The organism is Paenibacillus sp. TSM33 (assembly GCF_056099025.1).
In genome coordinates, this window is sequence record NZ_JBLZXB010000017.1 from 420,333 (window position 1) to 443,205 (window position 22,873).

At 46.3% G+C, this 22,873-nt stretch carries 18 protein-coding genes; all 18 read right to left on the minus strand.

What is annotated here, in order from left to right:
* Nucleotides 1-52: 52 nt before the first annotated feature.
* Nucleotides 53-1,042, minus strand: coding sequence for an ABC transporter permease (locus ACN6NF_RS13825; protein ID WP_474318198.1), 990 nt, complete (start codon nucleotides 1,040-1,042; stop codon nucleotides 53-55).
* The gene (locus ACN6NF_RS13830; RefSeq protein WP_474318199.1) at nucleotides 1,035-2,111 is read right to left on the minus strand and encodes an ABC transporter ATP-binding protein; all 1,077 of its coding nucleotides are present in this window, start codon (nucleotides 2,109-2,111) and stop codon (nucleotides 1,035-1,037) included. Before ACN6NF_RS13830 ends, ACN6NF_RS13825 begins: the two co-directional genes overlap by 8 nt.
* On the minus strand, nucleotides 2,111-3,058 hold the full coding sequence (locus tag ACN6NF_RS13835; protein WP_474318201.1) for a GDSL-type esterase/lipase family protein: 948 nt from the start codon (nucleotides 3,056-3,058) through the stop codon (nucleotides 2,111-2,113). The genes ACN6NF_RS13830 and ACN6NF_RS13835 overlap by 1 nt, the downstream gene beginning before the upstream one ends.
* Nucleotides 3,059-3,233: 175 nt before the next feature.
* A complete protein-coding gene (locus ACN6NF_RS13840; RefSeq protein WP_474318202.1) occupies nucleotides 3,234-3,914 on the minus strand; it encodes a TIGR00266 family protein in 681 nt (226 codons plus the stop codon).
* Nucleotides 3,915-4,140: 226 nt separating this feature from the next.
* Entirely contained in the window at nucleotides 4,141-4,878 is a 738-nt protein-coding gene (locus ACN6NF_RS13845) for a CAP domain-containing protein (RefSeq protein ID WP_474318203.1), read from the minus strand.
* Nucleotides 4,879-5,083: 205 nt separating this feature from the next.
* Nucleotides 5,084-5,545 carry a GNAT family N-acetyltransferase gene (locus ACN6NF_RS13850; protein ID WP_013371586.1) on the minus strand — a complete coding sequence of 154 codons (462 nt, stop codon included), beginning with the start codon at nucleotides 5,543-5,545 and terminating at the stop codon, nucleotides 5,084-5,086.
* Nucleotides 5,538-6,722, minus strand: coding sequence for a formate-dependent phosphoribosylglycinamide formyltransferase (gene purT, locus ACN6NF_RS13855; protein WP_474318204.1), 1,185 nt, complete (start codon nucleotides 6,720-6,722; stop codon nucleotides 5,538-5,540). The genes ACN6NF_RS13850 and purT overlap by 8 nt, the downstream gene beginning before the upstream one ends.
* 129 nt (nucleotides 6,723-6,851) lie before the next feature.
* Entirely contained in the window at nucleotides 6,852-8,690 is a 1,839-nt protein-coding gene (locus ACN6NF_RS13860) for an ABC transporter ATP-binding protein (protein WP_474318205.1), read from the minus strand.
* The gene (locus tag ACN6NF_RS13865; RefSeq protein WP_474318206.1) at nucleotides 8,687-10,462 is read right to left on the minus strand and encodes an ABC transporter ATP-binding protein; all 1,776 of its coding nucleotides are present in this window, start codon (nucleotides 10,460-10,462) and stop codon (nucleotides 8,687-8,689) included. The genes ACN6NF_RS13860 and ACN6NF_RS13865 overlap by 4 nt, the downstream gene beginning before the upstream one ends.
* A 256-nt stretch (nucleotides 10,463-10,718) precedes the next feature.
* Nucleotides 10,719-14,387 (minus strand): dynamin family protein, encoded by a 3,669-nt coding sequence (locus ACN6NF_RS13870; protein ID WP_474318207.1) that lies wholly within the window; start codon nucleotides 14,385-14,387, stop codon nucleotides 10,719-10,721.
* Nucleotides 14,388-14,567: 180 nt separating this feature from the next.
* Nucleotides 14,568-15,113: a glutathione peroxidase gene (locus tag ACN6NF_RS13875; protein ID WP_474318208.1), complete on the minus strand. Its 546-nt coding sequence runs from the start codon at nucleotides 15,111-15,113 to the stop codon at nucleotides 14,568-14,570.
* A gap of 177 nt (nucleotides 15,114-15,290) precedes the next feature.
* A complete protein-coding gene (locus ACN6NF_RS13880) occupies nucleotides 15,291-15,563 on the minus strand; it encodes a hypothetical protein (RefSeq protein ID WP_013310628.1) in 273 nt (90 codons plus the stop codon).
* Between the two features lie 67 nt (nucleotides 15,564-15,630).
* Nucleotides 15,631-16,305, minus strand: coding sequence for an endonuclease III (nth, locus tag ACN6NF_RS13885; RefSeq protein WP_474318209.1), 675 nt, complete (start codon nucleotides 16,303-16,305; stop codon nucleotides 15,631-15,633).
* Nucleotides 16,306-16,518: 213 nt separating this feature from the next.
* A complete protein-coding gene (locus ACN6NF_RS13890; protein WP_474318210.1) occupies nucleotides 16,519-17,169 on the minus strand; it encodes a GerMN domain-containing protein in 651 nt (216 codons plus the stop codon).
* A 49-nt stretch (nucleotides 17,170-17,218) separates the two neighbouring features.
* Nucleotides 17,219-18,718, minus strand: coding sequence for an N-acetylmuramoyl-L-alanine amidase family protein (locus ACN6NF_RS13895; RefSeq protein WP_025678589.1), 1,500 nt, complete (start codon nucleotides 18,716-18,718; stop codon nucleotides 17,219-17,221).
* Between the two features lie 295 nt (nucleotides 18,719-19,013).
* Entirely contained in the window at nucleotides 19,014-20,588 is a 1,575-nt protein-coding gene (locus tag ACN6NF_RS13900) for an N-acetylmuramoyl-L-alanine amidase (RefSeq protein WP_474318212.1), read from the minus strand.
* Nucleotides 20,589-20,819: 231 nt separating this feature from the next.
* On the minus strand, nucleotides 20,820-21,422 hold the full coding sequence (gene leuD, locus ACN6NF_RS13905) for a 3-isopropylmalate dehydratase small subunit (protein ID WP_474318213.1): 603 nt from the start codon (nucleotides 21,420-21,422) through the stop codon (nucleotides 20,820-20,822).
* Nucleotides 21,423-21,443: 21 nt separating this feature from the next.
* Entirely contained in the window at nucleotides 21,444-22,868 is a 1,425-nt protein-coding gene (leuC, locus tag ACN6NF_RS13910) for a 3-isopropylmalate dehydratase large subunit (protein ID WP_474318214.1), read from the minus strand.
* Between the last annotated feature and the right edge of the window lie 5 nt (nucleotides 22,869-22,873).

The window sequence follows — 22,873 nt, forward strand, 5'->3', positions numbered from 1 at the left end:
TGATGATTTTCACCAAAAATGCAAACAGATGTTTTCTTTTACCTTGTCCATTTTAATTCAATATATCCCGTTTCGTAAAGACGGCGAATGAAACAATCAACGCCGCAGCCCCCCAAATGCCCAGTACAGCTAAAGAAAACGGCAGGGTCATCCCCTCAATCGGGGCAGGGCTTCCAGATAAATAATCGGTTAATCCGAGGTTAACCATAAATAAATATTTGGCGCTCTGCCAAGATGAAGCCATGTTGGTCAGTATAGTGCCCGAAATAAGCGCAGCCATCATGACCACGATACTTGCTGCTGTACTACGTACCAGAACAGATACCATAAAAGCTAACGAAGCAACCACAAGACTCACAAACCAGATTAATCCGGCTTGCAGCATCAGGTAAAGCCATTGTGGAATGGCATGTACAGCAGACAAATCCACTGTCGATCCAACAATTTGAAAGCCAGTAAATACCGGAACATTAAAACCACGAAAACCAAAAAAAAAGCCTGATATGAGATAACTAATGACAAATACGGACAAAATGATGAGCGAAACGAACATATACAGTGTCAGAAGCTTGCTCAGCAGTATTTTCCACCGCCTGACCGGCCGAGTCAGCAACATTTTTATCGTGCCTGTCGTCCTTTCTCCTGAAACCAAGTCCGAAGCAATCGCCATGATCAACAACGGAACGAACAGATTTATGGAATTATCCATAAACTCTCTGGTAAAAGTGACGCCACTCGGCTCATTAGGATTCACGTCATTTTCCAGATAATATTGCATCTGCTGCACAAAGACCCGCCGATAGGTCTTCCATTCCTCGGGAACCCTATCGCTGCCCAGCGAGTTTTGGTTATCGGTAATGGCCTGACGCAGTTCAAGGCGCCAATCATTGCCGAATTTTTCGCGATTGTTTTCTGCCACTTTCATCTGAGCGTACGTAAAAATCGGCACAAGCACAAGCAAAACAAGTAAAATGACATAAAATCGTTTCTTCTTGATAATTTTCAGGGTTTCATTTTGTACGAGCGGTAAAATATTATTCAAGTATCTCACCTTCCGTCATTTTCAGGAATAGTTGCTCCAGTGTAGGATTGATTTTGGTTACACCTTTAACGGAAATACCGGAAGCTGTCATGTGTGCGACCAGCCCCGCAATATGCTCTTCGTCCATTTCTGTAAAAATAGCATCCACTCCGCTACCTGCAACAATGCTGTCATCAATTAATTCATCGGCATTCGTAATGATTTGCACATTCGGAGAATTTTGCAATAGGGCAAGGCCCTGATCACGGGGCTCCAGCTGCCATACAGCCATATGTGAGTGTGTCTCAACCAGTTCCCGTACCCCACCAACAGCTAGCACCTTGCCTCGACTTATAATTGCCACACGATCACATAGCAGCTGGATCTCGCTGAGCAAATGGCTAGAAACAAATACAGCCATGCCTTCTGCCGCTAACAAACGAATAAAGGCTCTCATTTCTTTGATTCCCTTGGGGTCTAACCCGTTCGTCGGCTCATCCAAAATGAGTAGCTTCGGTCTGCCAAGCAAGGCTTGAGCTATACCAAGACGCTGGCGCATCCCCAGTGAATATGTACTTACCTTATCATGGATGCGACGATCGAGCCGAACCAACTCAACCACCTCGCGGATGCGCTGTTCATCTACACCAGGCTGCATCCGGGCAAAATGCTCTAAATTCTCCCATCCTGTCAGGTAGCTGTACACCTCTGGATTTTCCACAATAGAACCAACATGCCGTAAAGCCTGCTCAGGGTCACGATTTACATTATGACCGCATACGGTTATTGTCCCTTCCGTAGGCTTAATTAAATCAACCAGCATACGTATAGTCGTCGTTTTTCCAGCTCCATTGGGGCCAAGAAATCCGAAAATTTCACCTGCGCGAACGTCGAATGTTACATCATGAATGATCATTTTGCGTTTAATTCGTTTCTTAACATGCTGAACAGAGAGCACAATTTCATTATTGCTGCTGTCTCTGTCTGCGCTACCAACCTGATTGGAGGAATGAAGACTGGACACTGCATCCGTGAATGCCGAATCTTGGGTCACGCCAGCCTCGGTCTTGTCAGCAGGTTGGATGCTCATTACTTGTTCCCTCCCTTTTTCGCTTCTGTAGGTTGGCTACTTATAGACTGTTGTTTAGGATTCACTTGATCGGAATCCTTCGTCGTGGTAACAGCAAATCCTTGTGCGATACGTTCAGCGATGGCCTGATAGCCCTGTCCGTTGGGGTGAAAATGATCGGATGATAAATAGACGGGCAAATTTTGCTCGAATAAATCGAAAGTTGGAACCAGCGTCATATTACTGTTTTGGTTGGTAATTGCCATGGCAGCCATATTCCATTCGGTTACCACAAGATTACCGGGAATTTTCATTTCCCGCAGATCACTGAATGGATTATACAATCCAACATAGACAATTTTAGCATTCGGATTGATTGTTCCTACCTTTGTCAGCACCTTTTGCAAACTTTTGGCTGCATCAGGCAGAGCTTTGCGCAATCCGCTGAGTGTAGGCGGTTCTTTGCCGGTTTGGGCCGCCTGCGCGCCCTGAAACAAATCATTTCCGCCAATCGAAACTATAATCACATTAGCCTTCTTCAGTACATAAGACACACCAGGCTCATCCAGCTTCGTTAATAGTCCTTGAGTCGTCAGTCCATTAATCCCTAGATTATTTATGAGCTGAGCTTTATGTCCCTCCTGATCATTTAACAAAGTCACCGACCGGCGCACAAAACCACTTCCGGAGTCATCCCCCGTTCCTTTGGCTAGCGAGTCGCCAATGGCAGCTACGCGCAACTCTCCCGTCTGAGCAGTAGCCGATGGTGCAGTTTGTGTCTGCGATGAACCGGATTGTACAGGTTGAGTACTTACCAATGGCTCTGGAGCCGTGATACTTCGTACTGCTGCAATAAATCCGTACAATAATAGCAGTGTGGCGGCAATGGAAACGGAACCGACAGACCGCCAAATCCATTCTGATGAATTCACTCGTGTTCCCTCCTGATAGCTTGGTGAAATAAACATAAAGCTTCTCCTGTCATTTTGCAAATAAACCGTTCTAGCTCAAGCGAAAATCAATGATTATAATCCCGCATAATTTTCCATGAACATACTAAAAAAGGATGGCAGACTCCCATCCTGCTATCATACTTTTTTGTGCGAATAGCCCTTCCTCTCATCAGCAGCCAGACGAAAGAAACTATTTGCTATCAGGGATGAAACTTCTAATCCATTGTCCAAAACTACCCGGATTTCGGCTTTGAATCAGTACCGTTCCTTCACCGCGAAAACGGCATACAAGAGCTTCCCCACTCGTTACGCTGGACAACCAGCCTTTAGATGCCTTTTCAATTCTATAATCCATATAATCCGGCCATGCCACTAGATGAGCATTATCAACAATACGCTCCTCTCCTGGCGCGATATAAATGGGGTGAATGGCTCCATAAGAGGATAGGAATACTGTGCCCCGTCCACTGATTCCTACAATAAAAAAACCTTCACCGGAGAATAAACCTTTCATCAGGTTTTGCATTTTGGTACTTACCTCAATCCCTTCCGTGCAGGCCAAAAAACCGTCCTTTTGGACCAACAGCCTATACGTGCCATCCAGTTCCACTGCTTGTACATCACCTATGCTTGCGGGGGCTAACAGTACTTCAGCGGGTCCTCGGGCCGCCATCAGCTCTTGAAAAAAGAATTTTTCTCCGCTCAGCATTCTGCCTAAACCACGTAACAATCCACCGTCTACCGTCCCCTTTATATCTACGCTGGAAGACATGGAAACCATCGCTCCCATTTCCGCTTTAATGGTTTCTCCGGGGTTCAACTGCACCTTGAGCATTGCAAAAGCACCTTCATGCACGATTTCGTAGCTCATTTGTTCACCTAGCCTTCCAAAAGTAGTCTGTTATCCATTCAGCTTACTGTCATCATACTATAAGCACGTCCCTTATGTCTTTTCTGGTATAGAGCAATGGTTTATGCCTGAAGTGACATGAGCGACATAAAAAGACCCGCTGAACGATGTCAGCGGGTCTCTACATTACGTACGTCACTATCTTTTTATAAACAGAAATGACGTTTAGAACGTTTTCTCTATCAACTTAGTTACGTGTGAACTCTTGTACCCAATATCCATTGTAGTAAGCCACACCGATTTGTGTATATTCTGCCTTCAAAATATTTTCACGATGTCCCTGGCTATTCATCCAGGCCTTCATCACTTCTTGTGGTGTTTTTTGTCCCATTGCAATATTCTCACCCGCATACGTATAAGTTACACCAAATTTTTTCATCATATCAAAGGGTGAACCGTAAGTCGGAGATGTATGGGAAAAGTAATTATTCGTGCTCATGTCCTTCGCCTTCGCTAAGGCTACTTCTGTAAGCTTCGCATTAGATGTGAGGGGCTTCAGACCTTTTTGACTGCGCTCGTTGTTTACAAGCTTTACAACCTCTGCTGCAAATTGAGACTTGCTGAGTTGTGCATTAGAATCTGTAGACTGGCCTGCACCTGAGTTGGTGTTTTGTGTTTGGGTCTGTTGCTTGGTAACAGACTTTGAAGCCTTTTGGCTCCCCTGATTCGTCGTTTGCTTGCCAGAAGAAGGATTTGCCGTTTTTGTTTTAGCCTTGTCCTTTTCAGAATAATCCTTAATGACAGTCTTTGTTATTGTCGTCGTCCCGTTGGACATATTGACTGTGTATCCGTTATTTTGAAACCACTGTTGTAATTGGGCAGACAAATCGTCAGCTGGTGAAGCTGATGCCGGAACGATGAATCCTGCGGATAAAATGGCGCTTAGGCTTCCCATCACCAGTGTTTTTTTCAACATATTCTTCATTTCGTCATCTCCTTGTTGTATAAGTGCCTTGGTGTGAACGTCTCAGGTTACAACTTTGTAAACTTTACTCTAGCAGTATATCATGTTTTATAGCATCATCAATGGTATAAAAGTTGGAAAAAAAATAGTCCTGCTCGGCAATGGCGAACAAGACTAAATTAAAAATAGTGAGGCTTTAAGTATTAGATTGTTTGTGGCAAGCTGATTATCTGAGCTTCTTGCTGAAACGGTAGCCTTGCTTCTCAAAGCCGATTCGGTTGTAGAAAGCACGGGCCTCTACTTGTTTGATGCGGTTATTCGCTCCAGTAATGAATAAATGATAGCATCCTTGCGCGCGTCCCCACTCCTCACCACAAGCAACCAACCGCTTGCCAATGCCTTCGCCGCGATACTCCCCGCTCACGACCAGCATGGTGATTTGTACAGCAGGATCAGGATAGGCCAGGCTTTGAGCCGTATGCATGCCGATTACTCCGACTACACAACCATCCATTTCTGCAACCATCATATTCGCTTGACTGTCCTCCTGCGCTGTTCCCATAACTTCTTTCATAACACCACAAGTCATCGGGTATCCGACTTCTCTGAGTAGCCCAGTTACAGCTTCGCAATCGCCAAGCTCTACGGAACGAATTGTCAGTACTGGAATCATCACACTGTTAGACATGATTTACCTCCACTTTCAGCATATTGGCAGCTTCTTTGGCTGTCTTCCGTGCTGTTTCCACATCTTCTGCAGCGCTAAGCGCTACAGCCATCCGGCGTCCCGGCTTGGTTTCAGGCTTCCCGAACACTCGCACCTGTGTCCGGGGTAGCAATAGTGCATCATGCAGACCGCTTATTGCGAAATCGCGCGTAGCCACTTCTGCCTTCAAGGTAGCTGAAGCTCCTGGTGTAAGCAGCGTGACGGATGGCACCGGGAATCCAAGAATCGCCCGTACATGAAGCGCAAATTCAGACAAATCCTGCGTGATCATGGTCACCATACCTGTATCATGCGGACGCGGGGATACTTCACTGAATATGACGCTATCAGCCGTTAAAAACAGCTCTACGCCAAACAATCCGTAACCACCCAGTTCATCCGTAATCGTACGGGCAATGTGCTGCGCCTCCGAAAGCTGCTTGTCCGTCATGCCATGAGGCTGCCAGGATTCGACATAATCCCCATCTTTTTGAATGTGGCCAATCGGTGGGCAAAAAGTCGTGCCTGATTCCGATCTGACGGTCAATAAGGTGATTTCGCTCTCAAACGGGACAAAAGCTTCAACAATGACACGTGTCGTTTTGGCACGTGCGCCTTCCAGCGCCGTATTCCAGCAGGATTCTGCGTCTTCGAGTGTCCGGCATACAGACTGCCCTTTACCCGACGAACTCATCAAGGGCTTGACCACGCATGGCGTGCCCAGCTCTTGAACTGCCGACCGTAACTGCTCAAAATGATCTGCAAAACGGTAGGCAGCAGTCGGAAGCTGTAATTTCTCGGCAGCCAACCTGCGAATACCCTCCCGGTCCATCGTAAGACGGGCGGCCCGGGCCGTTGGTACTACGTGAAATCCCTCTTGCTCTAATTCCTCCAAAGCACCCGTAGCAATAGCTTCGATTTCAGGTACAATTATGTCGGGCTGTTCCTTGCGAATTAGTGCCTTCAACGCCTCAGCATCCTGCATATCCAGACAGTGAGAGCGATGGGCCACCTGCATTGCTGGAGCCAGCTCATAGCGATCTACAGCAATACATTCCACGCCAAGCCGCTGAGCTTCAATAATGACTTCTTTTCCCAATTCGCCGCTACCCAGCAGTAGCATCTTCTTAGCCTTGGCAGAAAAAGGAGCACCCCACATCTTGAACTCTTCCCCCTCTGACGATATTGCTCTGATCTCTTTTCATCTTTATTTTCAGGGTTTAGCTCCAAGAATGCAATAGTGCTCGGCATTTTAATTTACAAAAAACGCGATTTTTTGATCTTTTTTTTACAAAAATCTGAACTGTGCTTCCACCAGCCCCCGATATATTCCATGTTTTTTCATCAATTGTTCATGATTACCACTTTCCTGGATTTCCCCATGATCCAGTACAACGATATGATCAGCATTTCGGATGGTGGACAAACGGTGAGCGACCATAAAAGAAGTTCTGCCTTCCAGTAGCACCTGAAGAGCCTCCTGAATTTTCAACTCCGTTTCCGTATCAATGCTGGCTGTCGCCTCATCCAGAATAAGAATTCGCGGATTAGCCAGTAAGGCACGAGCAAAGGATAAGAGCTGTCGCTGACCCATGGACAGCATACCACCGCGCTCCTCTACCTCTGTTTCATAACCATCTGGCAAATGAACAATAAATTCATGAGCATTGACCGCCTTCGCAGCCGCTTCAATTTCCTCGTCCGTTGCATCCAAACGGCCAAATCGGATATTGTCGCGTATCGTCCCCGAAAAAATAAATGTATCTTGAAGCACGATGCTAATCTGGCTGCGCAAGCTCTCCACTGTGACATCTCGCACATCATAACCATCAATAGTAAGTCGCCCTGACGTAATGTCATAAAAACGGCTGAGCAAATTAATAATTGTACTTTTACCTGATCCAGTATGACCTACAAGCGCTATAGATTGACCTGCCTTGACAGAAAGATTAATACCTTTAAGCGCCTGTCGTCCCTTTTCATATTCAAAAATGACTTTATCAAATTGAATATCACCCCGAATAGGCGGCAAAGCTTTTGCTCCTGGTTTGTTTGCAATATTCGGCTGTTCATCCATGAATTCAAAAATTCTTTCTGACGAAGCCATCGCAACCAGTAGCTGATTGTACATTTGACCCAGCCGATTGATTGGCTCCCAAAAGTTCCCTACATAGTTGGCGAATGCAACCAGCAGCCCCACCGTAAGCTGATCTGTCTGAATTAAATGCGCTCCAAACCAGAACAGCACAAGCGTACCTAATCCTCCGGTAATATCAATAAGTGGTCCAAAGACCTGATTCATAGCAGAAGCCTTATCCCACGATTTTTTACTGGAGCTGTTCATATCGTCGAAATAAGCCATGTTTTCCTGCTCCTGCGTATACGCTTGTGTCACACGAATTCCCTGAATAGATTCATTCAAATGAGAATTGATACGCGAGTTCTTCATGCGTACTTCTTGCCAGGCGCGACGGATGCGTACTCGCAGCTTGGTCGAGATCAAAAACATGATCGGAACGGTCACAATCACTGCCAAACCGAGCTTCCAGTTAATAAGCAGCAAAATAACAATAATTCCGAAAAGCTGTACGCAGTCAATCAGGACATTCACTGCACCATTCGTAAATAAATCCTGTAGCGAGTTAATGTCATTCGTCACACGTACTAATACAGACCCCGCCGGTCTTTTATCAAAAAAGTTAAAGGAAAGCTTCTGAATATGCTTGAACAAATCTTCACGCAAATCGTAAATAACCCGCTGACCAATAATATTGGTGAATTTAATGCGGTACATACTGGCTGCCCATTGAATTAAATATAACAAGAGCACGGCACCCGTAATGAGCAACAATAACTTTACGCTCGGCTGTGCAGGCCATGCGGGAGCAATGGCCTTGTCAATGGCCAGACTGATCAAATATGGAACCGTCAGCTTAGTAATCGTGCCGAGAATCATCATGACCAGAAGAATCGGCAGAATCTGACGGGCATAAGGTTTCATGTATGCTAGCAAACGTTTGAATTCCGCCCAGTTAAACGGTTTATCAATGACCTCATCATCTTGATAGACAAAGCGCTCATTGGTCGGCTTCTTTAACAGTTTGGCTTTTTCTACTGGAATATTCATGGTCTCACCTGCCCTTCGGATACACCGTCTGGAGCCTCCGCTATGTAATCGGCGTATTGAATATGATACACATCTTGATATGGACCTGGAGTAGCAATGAGCTGTTCATGTGTTCCACGTTGGACGATTCGTCCTTCCTCAAGCACCACAATTTCGTTGGCATGACGAAGCGAGGAGATACGATGAGCTATAATAAACGTTGTGCGTCCACGCATAACCTCTTGAAAACCGGACTGAATTTCATGCTCCGTCTCCATGTCGACCGCACTGGTTGCATCATCCAGAACCAGGATTTTTGGATTTTTGAGTAGTGCACGCGCGATGGCAATCCGTTGTTTTTGCCCTCCAGACAATCCCAATCCACGTTCACCGACGACAGTGTCGTAACCCAGTGGTAATTCACTTATGAATTCATGTGCCTGAGCCAGCTTGGAAACGCGAATGATGTCATCCATACTGACATGACTTAATCCATATGCAATATTGTTGCGTATAGAGGACGAGAACAAAAAAGTCTCCTGAAATACAGAAGAAATCTGGGCACGTAAATCACGAATTTTCAAATGACGTATATCCGTACCATCCAGTTTGATGCTGCCTGCATTCACATTATAGGCTCGCATGAGGAGTTGAATTATGGTCGACTTCCCGGACCCTGTTCCTCCTAAAATCCCAATGACCGATCCCGGTGGCGCATCCAGATTGATGTCAACAACAGCAGGTAGCTTATTTCCGTAAGCAAAGGTAACATGTTCAAACGTCACATGTCCCTTCACCTGATCGGCGTTGAGTGTAAGTGCATTAGCTTCATCAGTTACATCTACAGACTGGTTTAGCAACTCTAAAACCCTTTCACCGGAAGCTTTGGATTGCGTATAGTTATTGATATGAAAGCCAATGCTCCAGATGGGACCGATAATATACCAAATTAAGCTAAAGAAGGCGACGAGTTGCCCCAAGGTCATTGAGTTCTGTATAACCAGATATCCACCCATCCCTAGGAGAAGGACCACACTGACCGAGGCAATCAGTTCCATCGCCGGGAAAAATCGACTCCATAAGGAAGCAGCCTGAATCTGGTTGCTCTTGTACTGCTCATTACGTACGGCAAATTTTTCAACTTCATAGGATTCGCGAGCAAAAGATTTTACGGTTCGCACACCTGTTATATTTTCTTGTACTGCCGTCGTCAGGGCGCTGAGAGCAATTCGCATTTCCTGAAAGGTGGGATGAATTCGAGATTCAAACTTGAATGTGACGAAGAGTAGCAACGGCATGCTGATCATCGTAAAGAGGGTGAGCTGCCAATTAATATACAGCATCATGATAGAGCCGAATACGACCATCAGTAGCACATTGAGGAGCTGGGCAAAACCAAACCCGATAAAGTTGCGGATCGCCTCCAAATCACCCGTCAGACGGGACATAAGATCCCCCGTTTTGGCAGTGTCATAATATCTGAAGGACAAAAATTGCAGCTTTTCGTAACAGGCATTGCGAAGTCTATACGCCAAGTAGTTACCTAGCCGTCCACCAAAAAAACCATGTAAAAATTGCATAAACCCTTTGATGATCACGACTCCCAGTACAGTCAGAGCCAGAACCGGAACTTTCTCGAAGTCACCGGGAATGATAGCGTTATCAATGAGCCGTTGGAGCAGGTTCGGATACACCAGTCCCAAGGCCGTCGCTATCGCAAGGCATAGAATGGAAAGAAATAGATAATGTCTCCTCTCTCGAAAAAAAACTTGCAGTTGCCTGAGCACTTCCATGTCAAGTCCCTCCATTAGTTGCACGACGTTGTTATATGGCTTAGTGAAGTTTACCATCCGTGTTCCAAGGCGGCAAAGAGGATAACGGGCCGTTTTCAGGCAGGTTCCCAATTGGTAGGTGATTAGACAAATTAAATCGCTTTCTTATCATTGAATATGGCTATTTCCTCAGTTTTCCTTTCTTTTTGAAGTATGCTTAAAACACCGGATTGTCCCACAACCCGGTGTCCTGACCTTAAAGCAATCGTGAACATATTTATATGGACTCTAAATTCGCGAGCTGACCAGCAAGCTCTTCCCAAACTTGTGGCTCCTCACCGCCCTTAAGTGCATGCTCCATACCACGAGTTGTCTCCAGCATTTGCTCGCGAAGCTGTGCTTTCTGCCATGTTTGTTCTTCTTGCATCATAGCAATGTAAAAAGAAGACATTCGCTCTCGCTGCTGATCCACAGCTTCCCCGATTAGCTGACGTAATAGGGGCTCTAATCTGGTTTGTAAATTCGCGCGTCCCGTTCCTTCAAAAAATAGCTTTGGATTCTTAAAGCTATTCCAATAATCCTTCCACTGAATGGACTCCTGCAAGGAAATATCCATCAGCTCGGGAACAGCCCATTCTCTGAATTCAGGAACTGTACAATCTAATCCATTCAACTGATGGTTCATGTGATCTACGCACTGTTGGATAGCCTTACGCACTAAAGCTTGCCCGGTTTTTTCCAGTCTGAGTGTGGTTGCTAGTAATTCCTGAGACAGCTCCAGTTCGATCAATCGCAGCAGTTCACGACCACAAGATGCAAAAGCCGAACGAAGATCACCTACTCCTTCACGCAGAACAGAAGGATGAAACGCTTCTGCCATAAATTCACCCGTTCGGTAGGCAAGCCTTTGACGTACATGATACAGCAGTTCATCGGTTTCGTCTGACAACACAGATCCACCATTGCTGCCAGTCGAACCAAGGAGCACCTCCTCCAGCTCCCTACGAATTCGAGTTAATTGCTCTATTCGGATCTCACGCTCTTCAACGCTGTACCGAGCATCAGCAGCATGTTGTTCTATTCGGTTTTGCAGCCGTCCCAGCTCCTGCATAGCAGATGCAATGGACAAACCTGCCAGCTCTTCGGCTGCAAATGCCGAAAAATCATTTTCAAACGCATCAAACCGTGAAGCTGAACGCAGCGAAGCCTCTCCCTGCTCGGCTGCTTCCAACGCCAGCATGCTGGAAAGCGGATAAATACGCGGCTTTCGGATTCCGTTCGCTTGAAGTTGTTCCTGTACATGCTGGGTCACAGAATGTAGCTCTTCTTCTGAAGAAGCCAAATCGGATGCGTTGACAATAAAAAATGTTTGATCCAGCGCCAATGTCTCTTTGACTCGGCCCAATTGATTCAAGAACTGTCGGTCCCCTTGCGTAAACGCATGGTTATAATATGTCACAAATACAAGAGCGTCTGCATGCTTCATATAATTGAAGGTCACACCTGTGTGCCGTGCATTCACAGAATCGGCACCTGGCGTATCCACCAGCACGATACCCTGACGAGTCAAAGTGCAATCATAATAAAGGTCGATATGCTCCACGAAGCATGATTTGCGCTCGGATGCGACAAAATCTCGATATTGCTCTAGATTCACCTGAAGCTGTTGTCCTAGCAAGCTTTCAGCTTCTTCCCATCCAGCTGCAGCAGCCTTCAAAAAGCTGTAATGAGGCCTTCCCGCAGGATGAATACCTTCTGGTGATAACGAATTTACGGCTTCTTGCCAGCCCACGAATGCTGGTTCTCCCAATCCTAATAACCGAAATGAGTATTTAAGATCTTCCCGCAATGCATCCACTGATTTCATGTGGACGTCAGCCGTGGCATGGCGCTCATGACTTGTAGGCGCCATAATGCGATTAATCGCCGCTGTCGTTGGATGCGGCGATACGGGCAATACCGCTTCGCCCAGCAAAGCGTTGGCAAAGCTGGATTTCCCGGCGCTAAACGCTCCGAATAGCGCCAGTGTAAAACGTCCCTCCTCCAGTGCAGCAGCTCGCACATGTAAATCCCGAACAGCCGCTTGCATGGAAGGGTACGGGCTTACCAATGCAGCCGCCGCCTTCAATCGTGTCGCTGCTGCATCCAGCCGCGTACGGCGGCCTCCGGCGGCAGACTGCGCTGTCGACGTGCCTGCTTGTGGCTGTACCGTTGCATTACGCGAGCCAGCAATGTCTGGACGCACGGCACCTGTTGATGCCGTATCTGTCGGGGCAGCAGCGGCGGTCTCAGCCGCAGGAGCAGGCGTGCTCACACGGGGCAAACCGCCAGGCGCGGAAGCCTGCGGCAGCAAGCTACGCAGCAGATCGGCGTGCGAAGCCGAGGCTTGCACGCGAGTGCTGTAGCGGCTCGCCGCGTCCGCCTGCGCCAGCAACGCAGAGCGCGCATCCGCGAGAGCCTCGCGGTGGGATTCGACCCGTACCGCAAGCAGGGCCAGCAGGTGGTCTACCAGCACCAACGCCTTGCGGCGGCAATCAGCGGTCACAGCAGCGCGTAGGTCCTTGCAATAGTTCAACGTATACTCCGGAGACAAAGCATTTTCCTTTACTGTCTGCTCTACCAGTTGCCGGTCCATTACAGGGCGGATGTCATCCAGCTCCTGCTCCATCGCAGCGGTCCACAAACCTTGACCTTCTCCCCAAGACCTGAGTAACTCACGCACATGAGGCAACAGCTGTCCCTCTACCTGATCAGCCAGCATTCCTGCCAGCTGGTCCAAACGGCGCTCCTTTTCTCGCTCTGTCTTTCCTCCGATGAACCATAGCCCTGTTTTAAAGCCCGGCTTACGGCTCTCTAAATATTCGCCAGCCGCTTCACGTAGCTCCGCTGGCGTGAGGTGAGCATGTTCTAATAGATGATCCAGCTCTTGACGCAGCCGTTTATGCTCCTTTTCTGGAAGCATCCTCCAGTGTTCATCTTCTTGCTGCAAGGTTTTCTGCTCTATGTCCAGGCGCAAAATGGCTTCTTCTCCACCTGCTTCTTTGAGCAATACGTTCAGTTCCTCTTCTTCAGCAGCCTGCACTGTCTCCACATGCTGCTCTACCAAATGGTGCATAGAGGACACTAAACTATAAGCCAAAAGCTCTGTTTTGCGCTCCAGCAATTTCGGAATCAAGCACGTCAACTGTTCCCACTGGTTCCAGGGGTGTTTTTGCTCCTTCAAGGAAGTAAACAGGATGTCCGTGTAATGTACCTGCCAGGCATGAAAGCTGCTTTCCACCTCATTACGATAACGTGAAAATGATAGCTCCCGCTCTCGGTGCTTATCGATTTGATTGATGATCAAATATAACGGCTTGCCCCAATCCGACAAACTTTTGGCAAAGGACAGATTATTTTCAGATTGGACATGATTGTAGTCCATCACATAAAAAACAATATCAGCCCAATGTAAAGCTGAATGCGTCGCCATCGCGTGTCCGTGGTCTGTGGAATCTACGCCGGGGGTATCCAGCAGCACTCCTCCGCCAGATAATGTCGGGATATCCTCCCATACTTCAACGGATTCATAGGCCCCACCATTTTTACAATACTCAGCAAGCTCAGATAGGGAAGCTTCCACGATTTCCGGCTCTGGGTTTTCTGCCGATCGGGCTGGATGAATAAGCGCTCTCGAACGTCCATGACGGATGGACACTACATTAGCACTCGTAGGTACCGGTCCAGATGGCAGCACGGTTTTACCGCACAAGCTGTTAATCAAGCTCGATTTACCTGCTGAAAAATGTCCACAAAAGGCGATGGTCAGCTCTTGCGCATGCGCTTTTTCCAGCAAATCCCCTACGGCCTTCGCTCCCGCTTCATCCCCCGTTTTACGCAAGGTATCCTGTATTTGTTCTATCGTACTCAACCACTTTTCCGGATCTCCTGTAATCGTTTGCATCATAAGCTACGGTTCCACTCCTTGTCTCTTATCTGCACCAAATAGCTATATTGTAGCATTCCTAAGCCACTGTGAGAATCATCACATTAAAAAAAACAAAAAAAGCGCTCCCTGGCTTTCGGGAACGCTAATCTTGTAAATGGCAACCATAAGTGTGTATTTTATAATGTCCAAAACAGATCATTACAATAATGCTTCAATATATTCTTCCATATCCAGAGGGTCTGTCGTTGCTTCAAATCGTTTGATCACTTTCCCGTTCCGATCAATCAGGAATTTCGTGAAATTCCATTTGATTGAATCTCCTGGTAAGTACTCAGGATGACGCTCATGAATTAAAGGAATAAGTATTTTGGCAACCGAATGCGTCTCATCAAAGCCCTCAAAGGGCAACGACGAAGCAAGATATGTAAACAACGGGTGAGCCTGCTCATCACGTACATTCACCTTTTGGAACATGGGGAATGCGACACCATAATTCAGAGTACAAAATGTTTGCACATTTTCATTGGAATCCGGCTCTTGATCGGCAAATTGATTGCATGGAAAACCGAGAATGACCAAGCCTCTATCCTTATACTGATCATATAGACGCTGCAAATCCTGATATTGAAATGTAAACCCGCACTGACTGGCCGTATTTACAATCAATACTACTTTGTCTTTATAATCACTAAGGGCAATCTCCTTGCCGTTCATCGCAATGGCTGAATAATCATAAATGCTCATTTAAGAAACTCCTCTGAAAATGTAATTGAAGATTTCATATTTAAACATATGAAATCGTCCACATCCAGCGTTTTATGACGGTCTTCAAGGTTCGCGTAAATATGCGCCTTCGGGCTGGTTAGACCAGCCGAGCCGCCTACACCGGAACATGCAATGCATGTCGTCCGCTAATTACACTTAATTAGCTGCAGTCTCAAGTACTGGCAGCAAAATTTCAAATACTTGACCATGCTGTAAGATTGTAATCCCACGGGATTTATCCTTCATTACGACCACTTCTGGCTTTTGTGACATACGCTCCAGGTAATGCTCGGGTACATCACCAGAATGACTAACTGTGATTCCCTCTAGCTCGCGCTCTTCGTTTTCAGCAAACTCTGTTGTTACAATTTGCTCAAAAATATCGGAGAACGCCTCAAAATTGTCTGTATATACCGAAATGCACTTCATTACTCTTCATCCTTTTCTACACATAAATGGTTAAACCCTCTATTACCTTTATAGGTCTTTCGGGTCTTTAAGCTCTACGTTTCTTATCTTTTCTGATAAGAGACGTTTTCATACGTTTCTTGCCTTCCCTGCATACATCAAGCAAGGGACATACCTGACATTGAGGGTTTTGAGCTTTGCAATGGTAGCGTCCGAAAAAAATGAGTCGGTGATGGGTCACAGACCATTCATCCCTAGGTACCCTTTTCATCAGCTTTTTTTCCACCTCAAGCACTGAATCATCCCAACCTGCTAAGCCGAGCCGTTTGGAAACGCGCTCTACATGCGTATCTACCGCAATAGCTGGTACATCAAAGGCAGTAGATACTACGACATTAGCCGTCTTGCGGCCAACACCAGGTAGCTTGACCAGTTGATCATGCTCCGAAGGTATCTCTCCCCCGTACTGGTCTATTAAAATCCGGCAGAGGTTATGAATATGCTTGGCCTTGTTTCGGTACAAGCCGATTCTACGAATATCCTGCTCCAGTTCCTCAAGAGGAACAGCCAAATAATCCTCAGGTGACTTGTATTTTTGAAACAGGTCTGCCGTTACTTTATTGACCATCTGATCGGAGCATTGAGCAGACAATAACACGGCAATCGTTAATTCAAAAGCATTGTCATGGTTCAGCTCACAATGGGCATCCGGAAACATCGTACCGATGGTGTCCAATATATGACGTGCGGTTGCTGCATTCACGGAAATCCTACCTCCTAGCAAAAAAAACGTCTTGATACGGGATAGCCCGCATCAAGACGGTCACTCTAAATAATCATCCGGAAAGAAACGAATACTATTTGTGCATGACTGCCTACATAGGCGAGAAATACACTCCTATATTATCATTATCTGTCACAGATTGCACGTGAAAAGTGTGTAAATTCCCAAGAAATTTTCATACAGTCTGATCAATTAGCGGCTGATAGGATGCTCCAAATCTACATGTCCCATTAAGGACTCTAGAGATTGACCATCTACGAGCAAATCAAGCGTTTTGACTTCCTTGAATTGGAACATGGTTTGCTTCAAGGCATCGATAGCCAATTCCTCACCGCCAGCTCCCAATCGAGCCTCATCCGGCAGGGAAATATCAAAGGTCAATGCACCGTTATCCAATTTGATCTTATGCACGGTAATTTTCTCCGACCACAACGGAACCAAAGCAGAATCACCGCTCTTTTGTAGAGCTTCAAACGCTTTTTGGAATTTTTCCAGCTCGCTTGGATAGGTAATTTCCTTTTTTTGTTCTTTCAAGCCGTTCTCTTGTGTATCCGTGTAGTACACCGTGATCTGCTGTGTTTGACGATCTCCTGACTTTTCCGTGTCTGTTTTGGTCTTTGTAGGCTCCGTCGACGGAGATGCAGGTGTTTGACTCGCTCCATTATTTTCAGCAGACTGAGCTAATGGATCAGGGGTCGTCTGTTCGGGTGTACTATTTTGTGCAGCTGAAGTTTGTGTTTCCTGAGATGGAGTCGCAGGAGCCGATGTTTGCTTAGAGGCACACCCTGCACCTGCAATGGCAAACAGTGCCAGCAGACCTGCAATTACGATTTTCTTGTTCATATGTCTGTCCCCCTCCTTACTTGACGTTGGCAAGCGATTTGTTGAAGATTTATTTTACGTCGAGATACTCTGTGATTCCATCTGCAATCCCTTGAGCTACCCGGTTTTGAAAATCTTCATCAAACAGTGTTGCTTCCTCTTTTGCATTACTCAGATATCCTACTTCAAGCAAAACAGCTGGCATCGTCGTTTCCCGAATTACATGGAAATTTCCATAACGAATGCCGCGGTCTGTCAGACCCGTCGCAGGAGCAAAGTACTTATGCATAACGTTGGCGAACGCTTTGCTTGCACTACGCTGGTAATACGTCTCTGTGCCGTTGGAAGCTGAGCTACCGCTGCTGTTAGCATGAATGGACACAAACACGTTGGCTTTAAGATTTTCAGCCACTTTTACGCGCTGTTTAAGCTCCAAAAATGTATCATCGCTACGTGTTAACACAACCTCAAGCTTGGGGTTTTGTTTTAATATGCTTTCTACTTTCAGAGCCATCGCCAGGTTGAAGGTCTTTTCATAATTTTTTCTTGAAATACCAACTGCCCCAGAATCTTTTGCTCCATGTCCAGCATCAATAACAACGACTTTTTTACCATTGCTATTAACTGGAGATGTCTGCGTATCGTCCGGCTCTGACCCATCCGGTAACGTTGCGTCTGGCGTTGTATTCACTGAATCCTTGGAAGCCAGATCGACGATAACACGATTCGATCCATCATTATATGCGGTATAATTCATGGCATGTTTCAAATCAATAACAACTCGCACCGTTGATGGTTCCTTTTGGAATAAAGCATATCGGATACCGGACACATCCGCTTCATTCTCAATGTCCAGCGAACCATTTAAGTTGCTATCCAGCTTCTGCTGGTCTCCAAAATTGTCCGCAAATGCAGTCGCTGGCAAATCCACCACTACCCGATCAGGGCCTGTCATCGTAAACGCTTTCGGCTTGACAGCACCCGCTGTTGTGATGGTTAAGCGGTTTTGGCTGAAACTGACTCCCTGCACCTGCGTCACACCTGAACTCGCATTATTGGTTGGCGCAGTTACACTTCCTGTACCTGTACTGTTATTTCCGGACTTAGGAGGTGTAAATTCCCCGTTTCCAGACCCACTATTGCGGGTATATAATTTTACGGACTTGGTGCTGCTGTCCCATTTTACGTCCAGTCCCATTTGCTCGCCGATAAAACGAAGCGGTACAAGGGCATAATTGGAACGCAGCAGAGGCGAAGCATCCAGACTAATGTCGCTTCCATTGACAGTCGCCGTCTTACTTCCGATTATCATTCGGATCAAGGTACTGTCCTTCTCAATCGTTATGGTTCGCGCCTGCTGCTTCCATGTCACGTCATATCCCAAATTTTCAGAAATTACGCGTAGCGGAACCATCGTACTTCCGCCAATTACTTGTGCCTTAGCACCACTAGGGACACTTAACTGTTGATCGTCGAGATAGATTTGTGTTCCACTCGAAGCCGCATGTCCATAACCCGGAACCGCCCACATGAAGACAAATAATAACAACAAAAAACCAAATTTCTTCATTCGTCACCCTTCCATTCATAATTTTTTTGCCACATGCTCCGGTGCGGCGACCTGATATACGCGCTTATGTAATATCAGACAACCTTATAGACGTTATCTCACACCAAAAGTTGCGAATATATTCCATCATAACAGAAATAAACGTGCCAAAGAACTATTTTTGTCGAATTTTGACTAAAAATATGGACCATTTGCTTCCCGTCAAAAGTCACAGCAAAAAAATAAAAAAAGCTACTATTTTACCCTCATGAATTTTCATTAAAAGGTGAAAAAGCAGCTTTTATTGCAAACTTTCTTAGTTGAGTGATTCAGTTACTCCTGTGCCTGTTCCAAGGTACTCTTTCAGGCCATCGACAATACCTTCGGCAATCTTCTGCTGTGTTTCTTCTGTGAACATGGCCGCTTCATTTGACAGATTACTAAGGTAGCCACATTCCAGTAATACAGCGGGCATTTGTGATTTTCTCGTCACCACATGGTTTGCCACCTTAATACCGTTATCCTTAAACTCGGTTGCTGCTACAAGATGCTTGTGCATGATCGTGGCCAGGCTCAAACTTTCCTGACGTGCATAATAGGTTTCAGACCCATTAGCTTTTCCGTTATTAGAAGTTGGCATACTGTTACCATGAATGGAAACAAACACGCTAGCCTGCTGATTATTAGCGAGCTGTGGCCGTTCATCCAGTGTGGGATACGTATCTCCATTGCGAGTCAATACAATTTGAATATCAGGATCATTTTGGGCAAGCTGCTGGACTTTTAACGCTACCGCCAACGTAAATTCCTTCTCATGTCGTCCAGTCACACTGCCTGCTCCAGGGTCCTTACCACCATGTCCTGGATCTATTACGACGATTCGCCGTCCTTCGACATTCGTTGATGCTACCATCTCTGGATTTGTACTACGTTCACGCAACTGAAGGGTGATATCGCCTATGCCATTAGTCGAAAGATCGTAATCACGTGTCTGATTCAAAGCAATGACAATACGTGCTCCTCCTTTTGTTCCATCCGCAGGAGCAAATCTGATTTCCTGTACATCCTCACTGTCACTATTCGTCAACGCCCGCGTGCCATCCTTGCGAACCGGGAACGACTGGAGAAGATCTGTCGACAGTGAAGCCTCCGGTAAATCTACAACTATGCGGTCAGGTCCCGTCATTTTGGATACTTTAGGAGTTAGGTCTTTGTTTAGAGAAACCTTTAGCGTTTCATTCTCAAAAGAAATGTTTTGTACAAGCACCGCATTTGCAGTGGTCTTTTCTACATTTTGCTCCTTGGATATTGACGGTACGACTTCCGTAAGCTTGTCTGCTTCAACTGGAGTTAATGTCGTCGCTGTTGCTGTAGACGTTTTATTTGTGCTTTTTGGACTCTGTGTTGACGTTTGCGACGGTTGTTGGGATTGAGACTGTTTATTCGCTTGTTGAGTTGCAGTCTTCTGACTGAGATTTACGGATTTATTTTCATTATTCCAATCCACCTTTAACCCCATTTGCTCCCCAACAAAACGCAATGGAACCATGGTCGAGCTGCCCCGCAGTACGGGTGGTGCATCCAAACTAACTGTTTTTCCGTTCACATCAGCCGATGTACGGCCTACATACATAGACATATCGGTACTGTTTTTTTGTATTGAAATTTTATAGGCTTGAGGTTCCCACTTAAACTGATATCCAAGCTGCTCCCCCACCACCCTGAGCGGTACCATGACTTTACCATTGACCATTTCAGGCTTGGCATCTGCAGGCGCTTCCACCCTTTTGCCATCCAAAAACAATTCTGCTCCAGCCGCATTCACATGAGGGGAGGACGGCCACAACCAAATCAAAATAGCCGCTAGTATCACCCAACCATATTTCTTCATCCTCATTCCCCTAACTTATATATGTATTTTTTGTGCTACTTACAGACATAGTCCTTCAACCATTTTACATTTACAATACCATGATGAGTCGAACCGTCAACCCCTTATTTACCAATTTATTTTCTAAACATGATAAAAGCCCGCAGGCAAAAGAGTTGCCAGTACGGGCTGTTTGTCTATCAAATAAATCAACTATATTTCTTCATAATGGAGCTGGACTGGAGATGAACATTATGCGCCTTGTTTAGCAGCACGTTTTTGCTCATAAGCCAGAATTTCAGACTCGTGCTGGAGGGTCAAGCCAATATCATCCAAACCTTGCAGCAGGAATTGACGGCGATGTTCATCCAGATCAAATTCAATACGCAGGCCGTAATCGTCAGTGATCGTTTTTTCATTCAGGTCTACGTTTAATTGGTAATTATCATGCTTCGCCGTGCGCTGGAACAAATCCTCTACTTGCTCTTCAGACAGCTTGATCGGCAAAATACCGTTTTTAAAACAGTTATTATAGAAGATATCCGCAAAAGACGGTGCGATTACACAACGAAACCCGTAGTCCATGATTGCCCACGGCGCATGCTCACGGGAGGAGCCGCAACCAAAGTTGGCGCGAGAGATCAGAACAGATGCCCCTGCATAACGAGGCTTGTTCGGTTCAAATTCAGGATTAATATTGCCCTCTTCATCAAACCGCCACTCGTAAAACAAAAACTGCCCAAAGCCTGTACGCTCGATTCGTTTCAAAAATTGCTTAGGAATAATAGCATCCGTATCCACGTTGACCCGATCCACAGGCACTACAATTCCTTTTAAAGTTGTGAAAGCTTCCATCGTTAATTCCTCCTCCGTATCCTAGCGGACAACTTCTTCCTGCTTGAATTTCCAATCCCGTACATCGACAAAATGTCCATGAATCGCCGCAGCGGCTGCCATTGCTGGAGATACAAGGTGAGTACGTCCTCCGCGTCCCTGACGACCTTCAAAGTTGCGATTAGAAGTTGATGCACAACGCTGTCCTGGTTGAAGCACATCTGGATTCATCGCAAGACACATGCTGCAACCCGCTTCGCGCCATTCAAATCCTGCTTCTTGAAAAATGACGTCCAGCCCTTCTTCTTCAGCCTGAATCTTCACACGACCCGAACCTGGTACCACGATTGCCGTGACTTTGTCAGAAACCTTGTAGCCTTTGGCTACTTCGGCTGCAGCGCGCAAATCTTCAATCCGACCGTTGGTGCAGGAGCCGATAAACACATAATCAATTGCAATATCCGTGATCGGTGTGCCTGGCTTCAAATCCATATATTCAAGCGCTTTTTCAGCTGCTTTACGTTCGTTTTCTGTCGGCAATTCTGCCGGAAAGGGTACGGTTGAGGAAATATCTGTGCCCATACCGGGACTGGTGCCCCACGTTACTTGTGGAATTAAGGAATCCACGTCAAACTCCAGCACGACATCAAACTCGGCGCCTTCATCGGTGACAAGCTCTTTCCACTCAGCAACCGCCTGCTCAAATGCGTCACCTTGGGCTACATGTTGACGTCCACGCAAGTAGTTGAAGGTCGTTTCGTCCGGCGCAATCATACCTGCTCTGGCTCCGCCTTCAATAGACATGTTACACACTGTCATGCGCTCTTCCATGCTCAACTCGCGGATGGATTCACCCGTGTACTCAATAACATAGCCTGTAGCGAAATCTGTACCGTATTTGGCGATGACACCCAAAATCATGTCCTTTGCCGTCACACCAGGTTTGCGACGCCCTACAAAACGAACTTCCATCGTTTTTGCTTTTGCTTGCTGGAGACATTGCGTTGCCAATACGTGCTCTACCTCACTGGTTCCGATACCAAAAGCGAGCGCTCCGAACGCCCCGTGTGTGGAGGTATGGCTATCACCACAAACAATCGTTTTTCCCGGATGAGTCAGCCCCAGTTCAGGCCCCATAACGTGAACGACACCCTGATCCACCGTATCCAGATCATATAGTGTGACACCGAAATCGCGGCAATTTTGAGTTAATGTATCAATCTGCTGCTTGGAAATCGGGTCCGTAATGTTGTAACGATCTTTTGTCGGTACGTTATGATCCATTGTGGCAAACGTCAGCTCTGGACGACGCACCTTGCGACCGCTAAGACGTAGTCCCTCAAACGCCTGCGGCGAAGTTACCTCATGTACGAGGTGAAGATCAATGTACAAAATACTCGGCTTGCCCGCTTCCTGATAGATGACATGGTTATCCCAAATTTTCTCGAACATGGTCTTTTTACTCATCAATA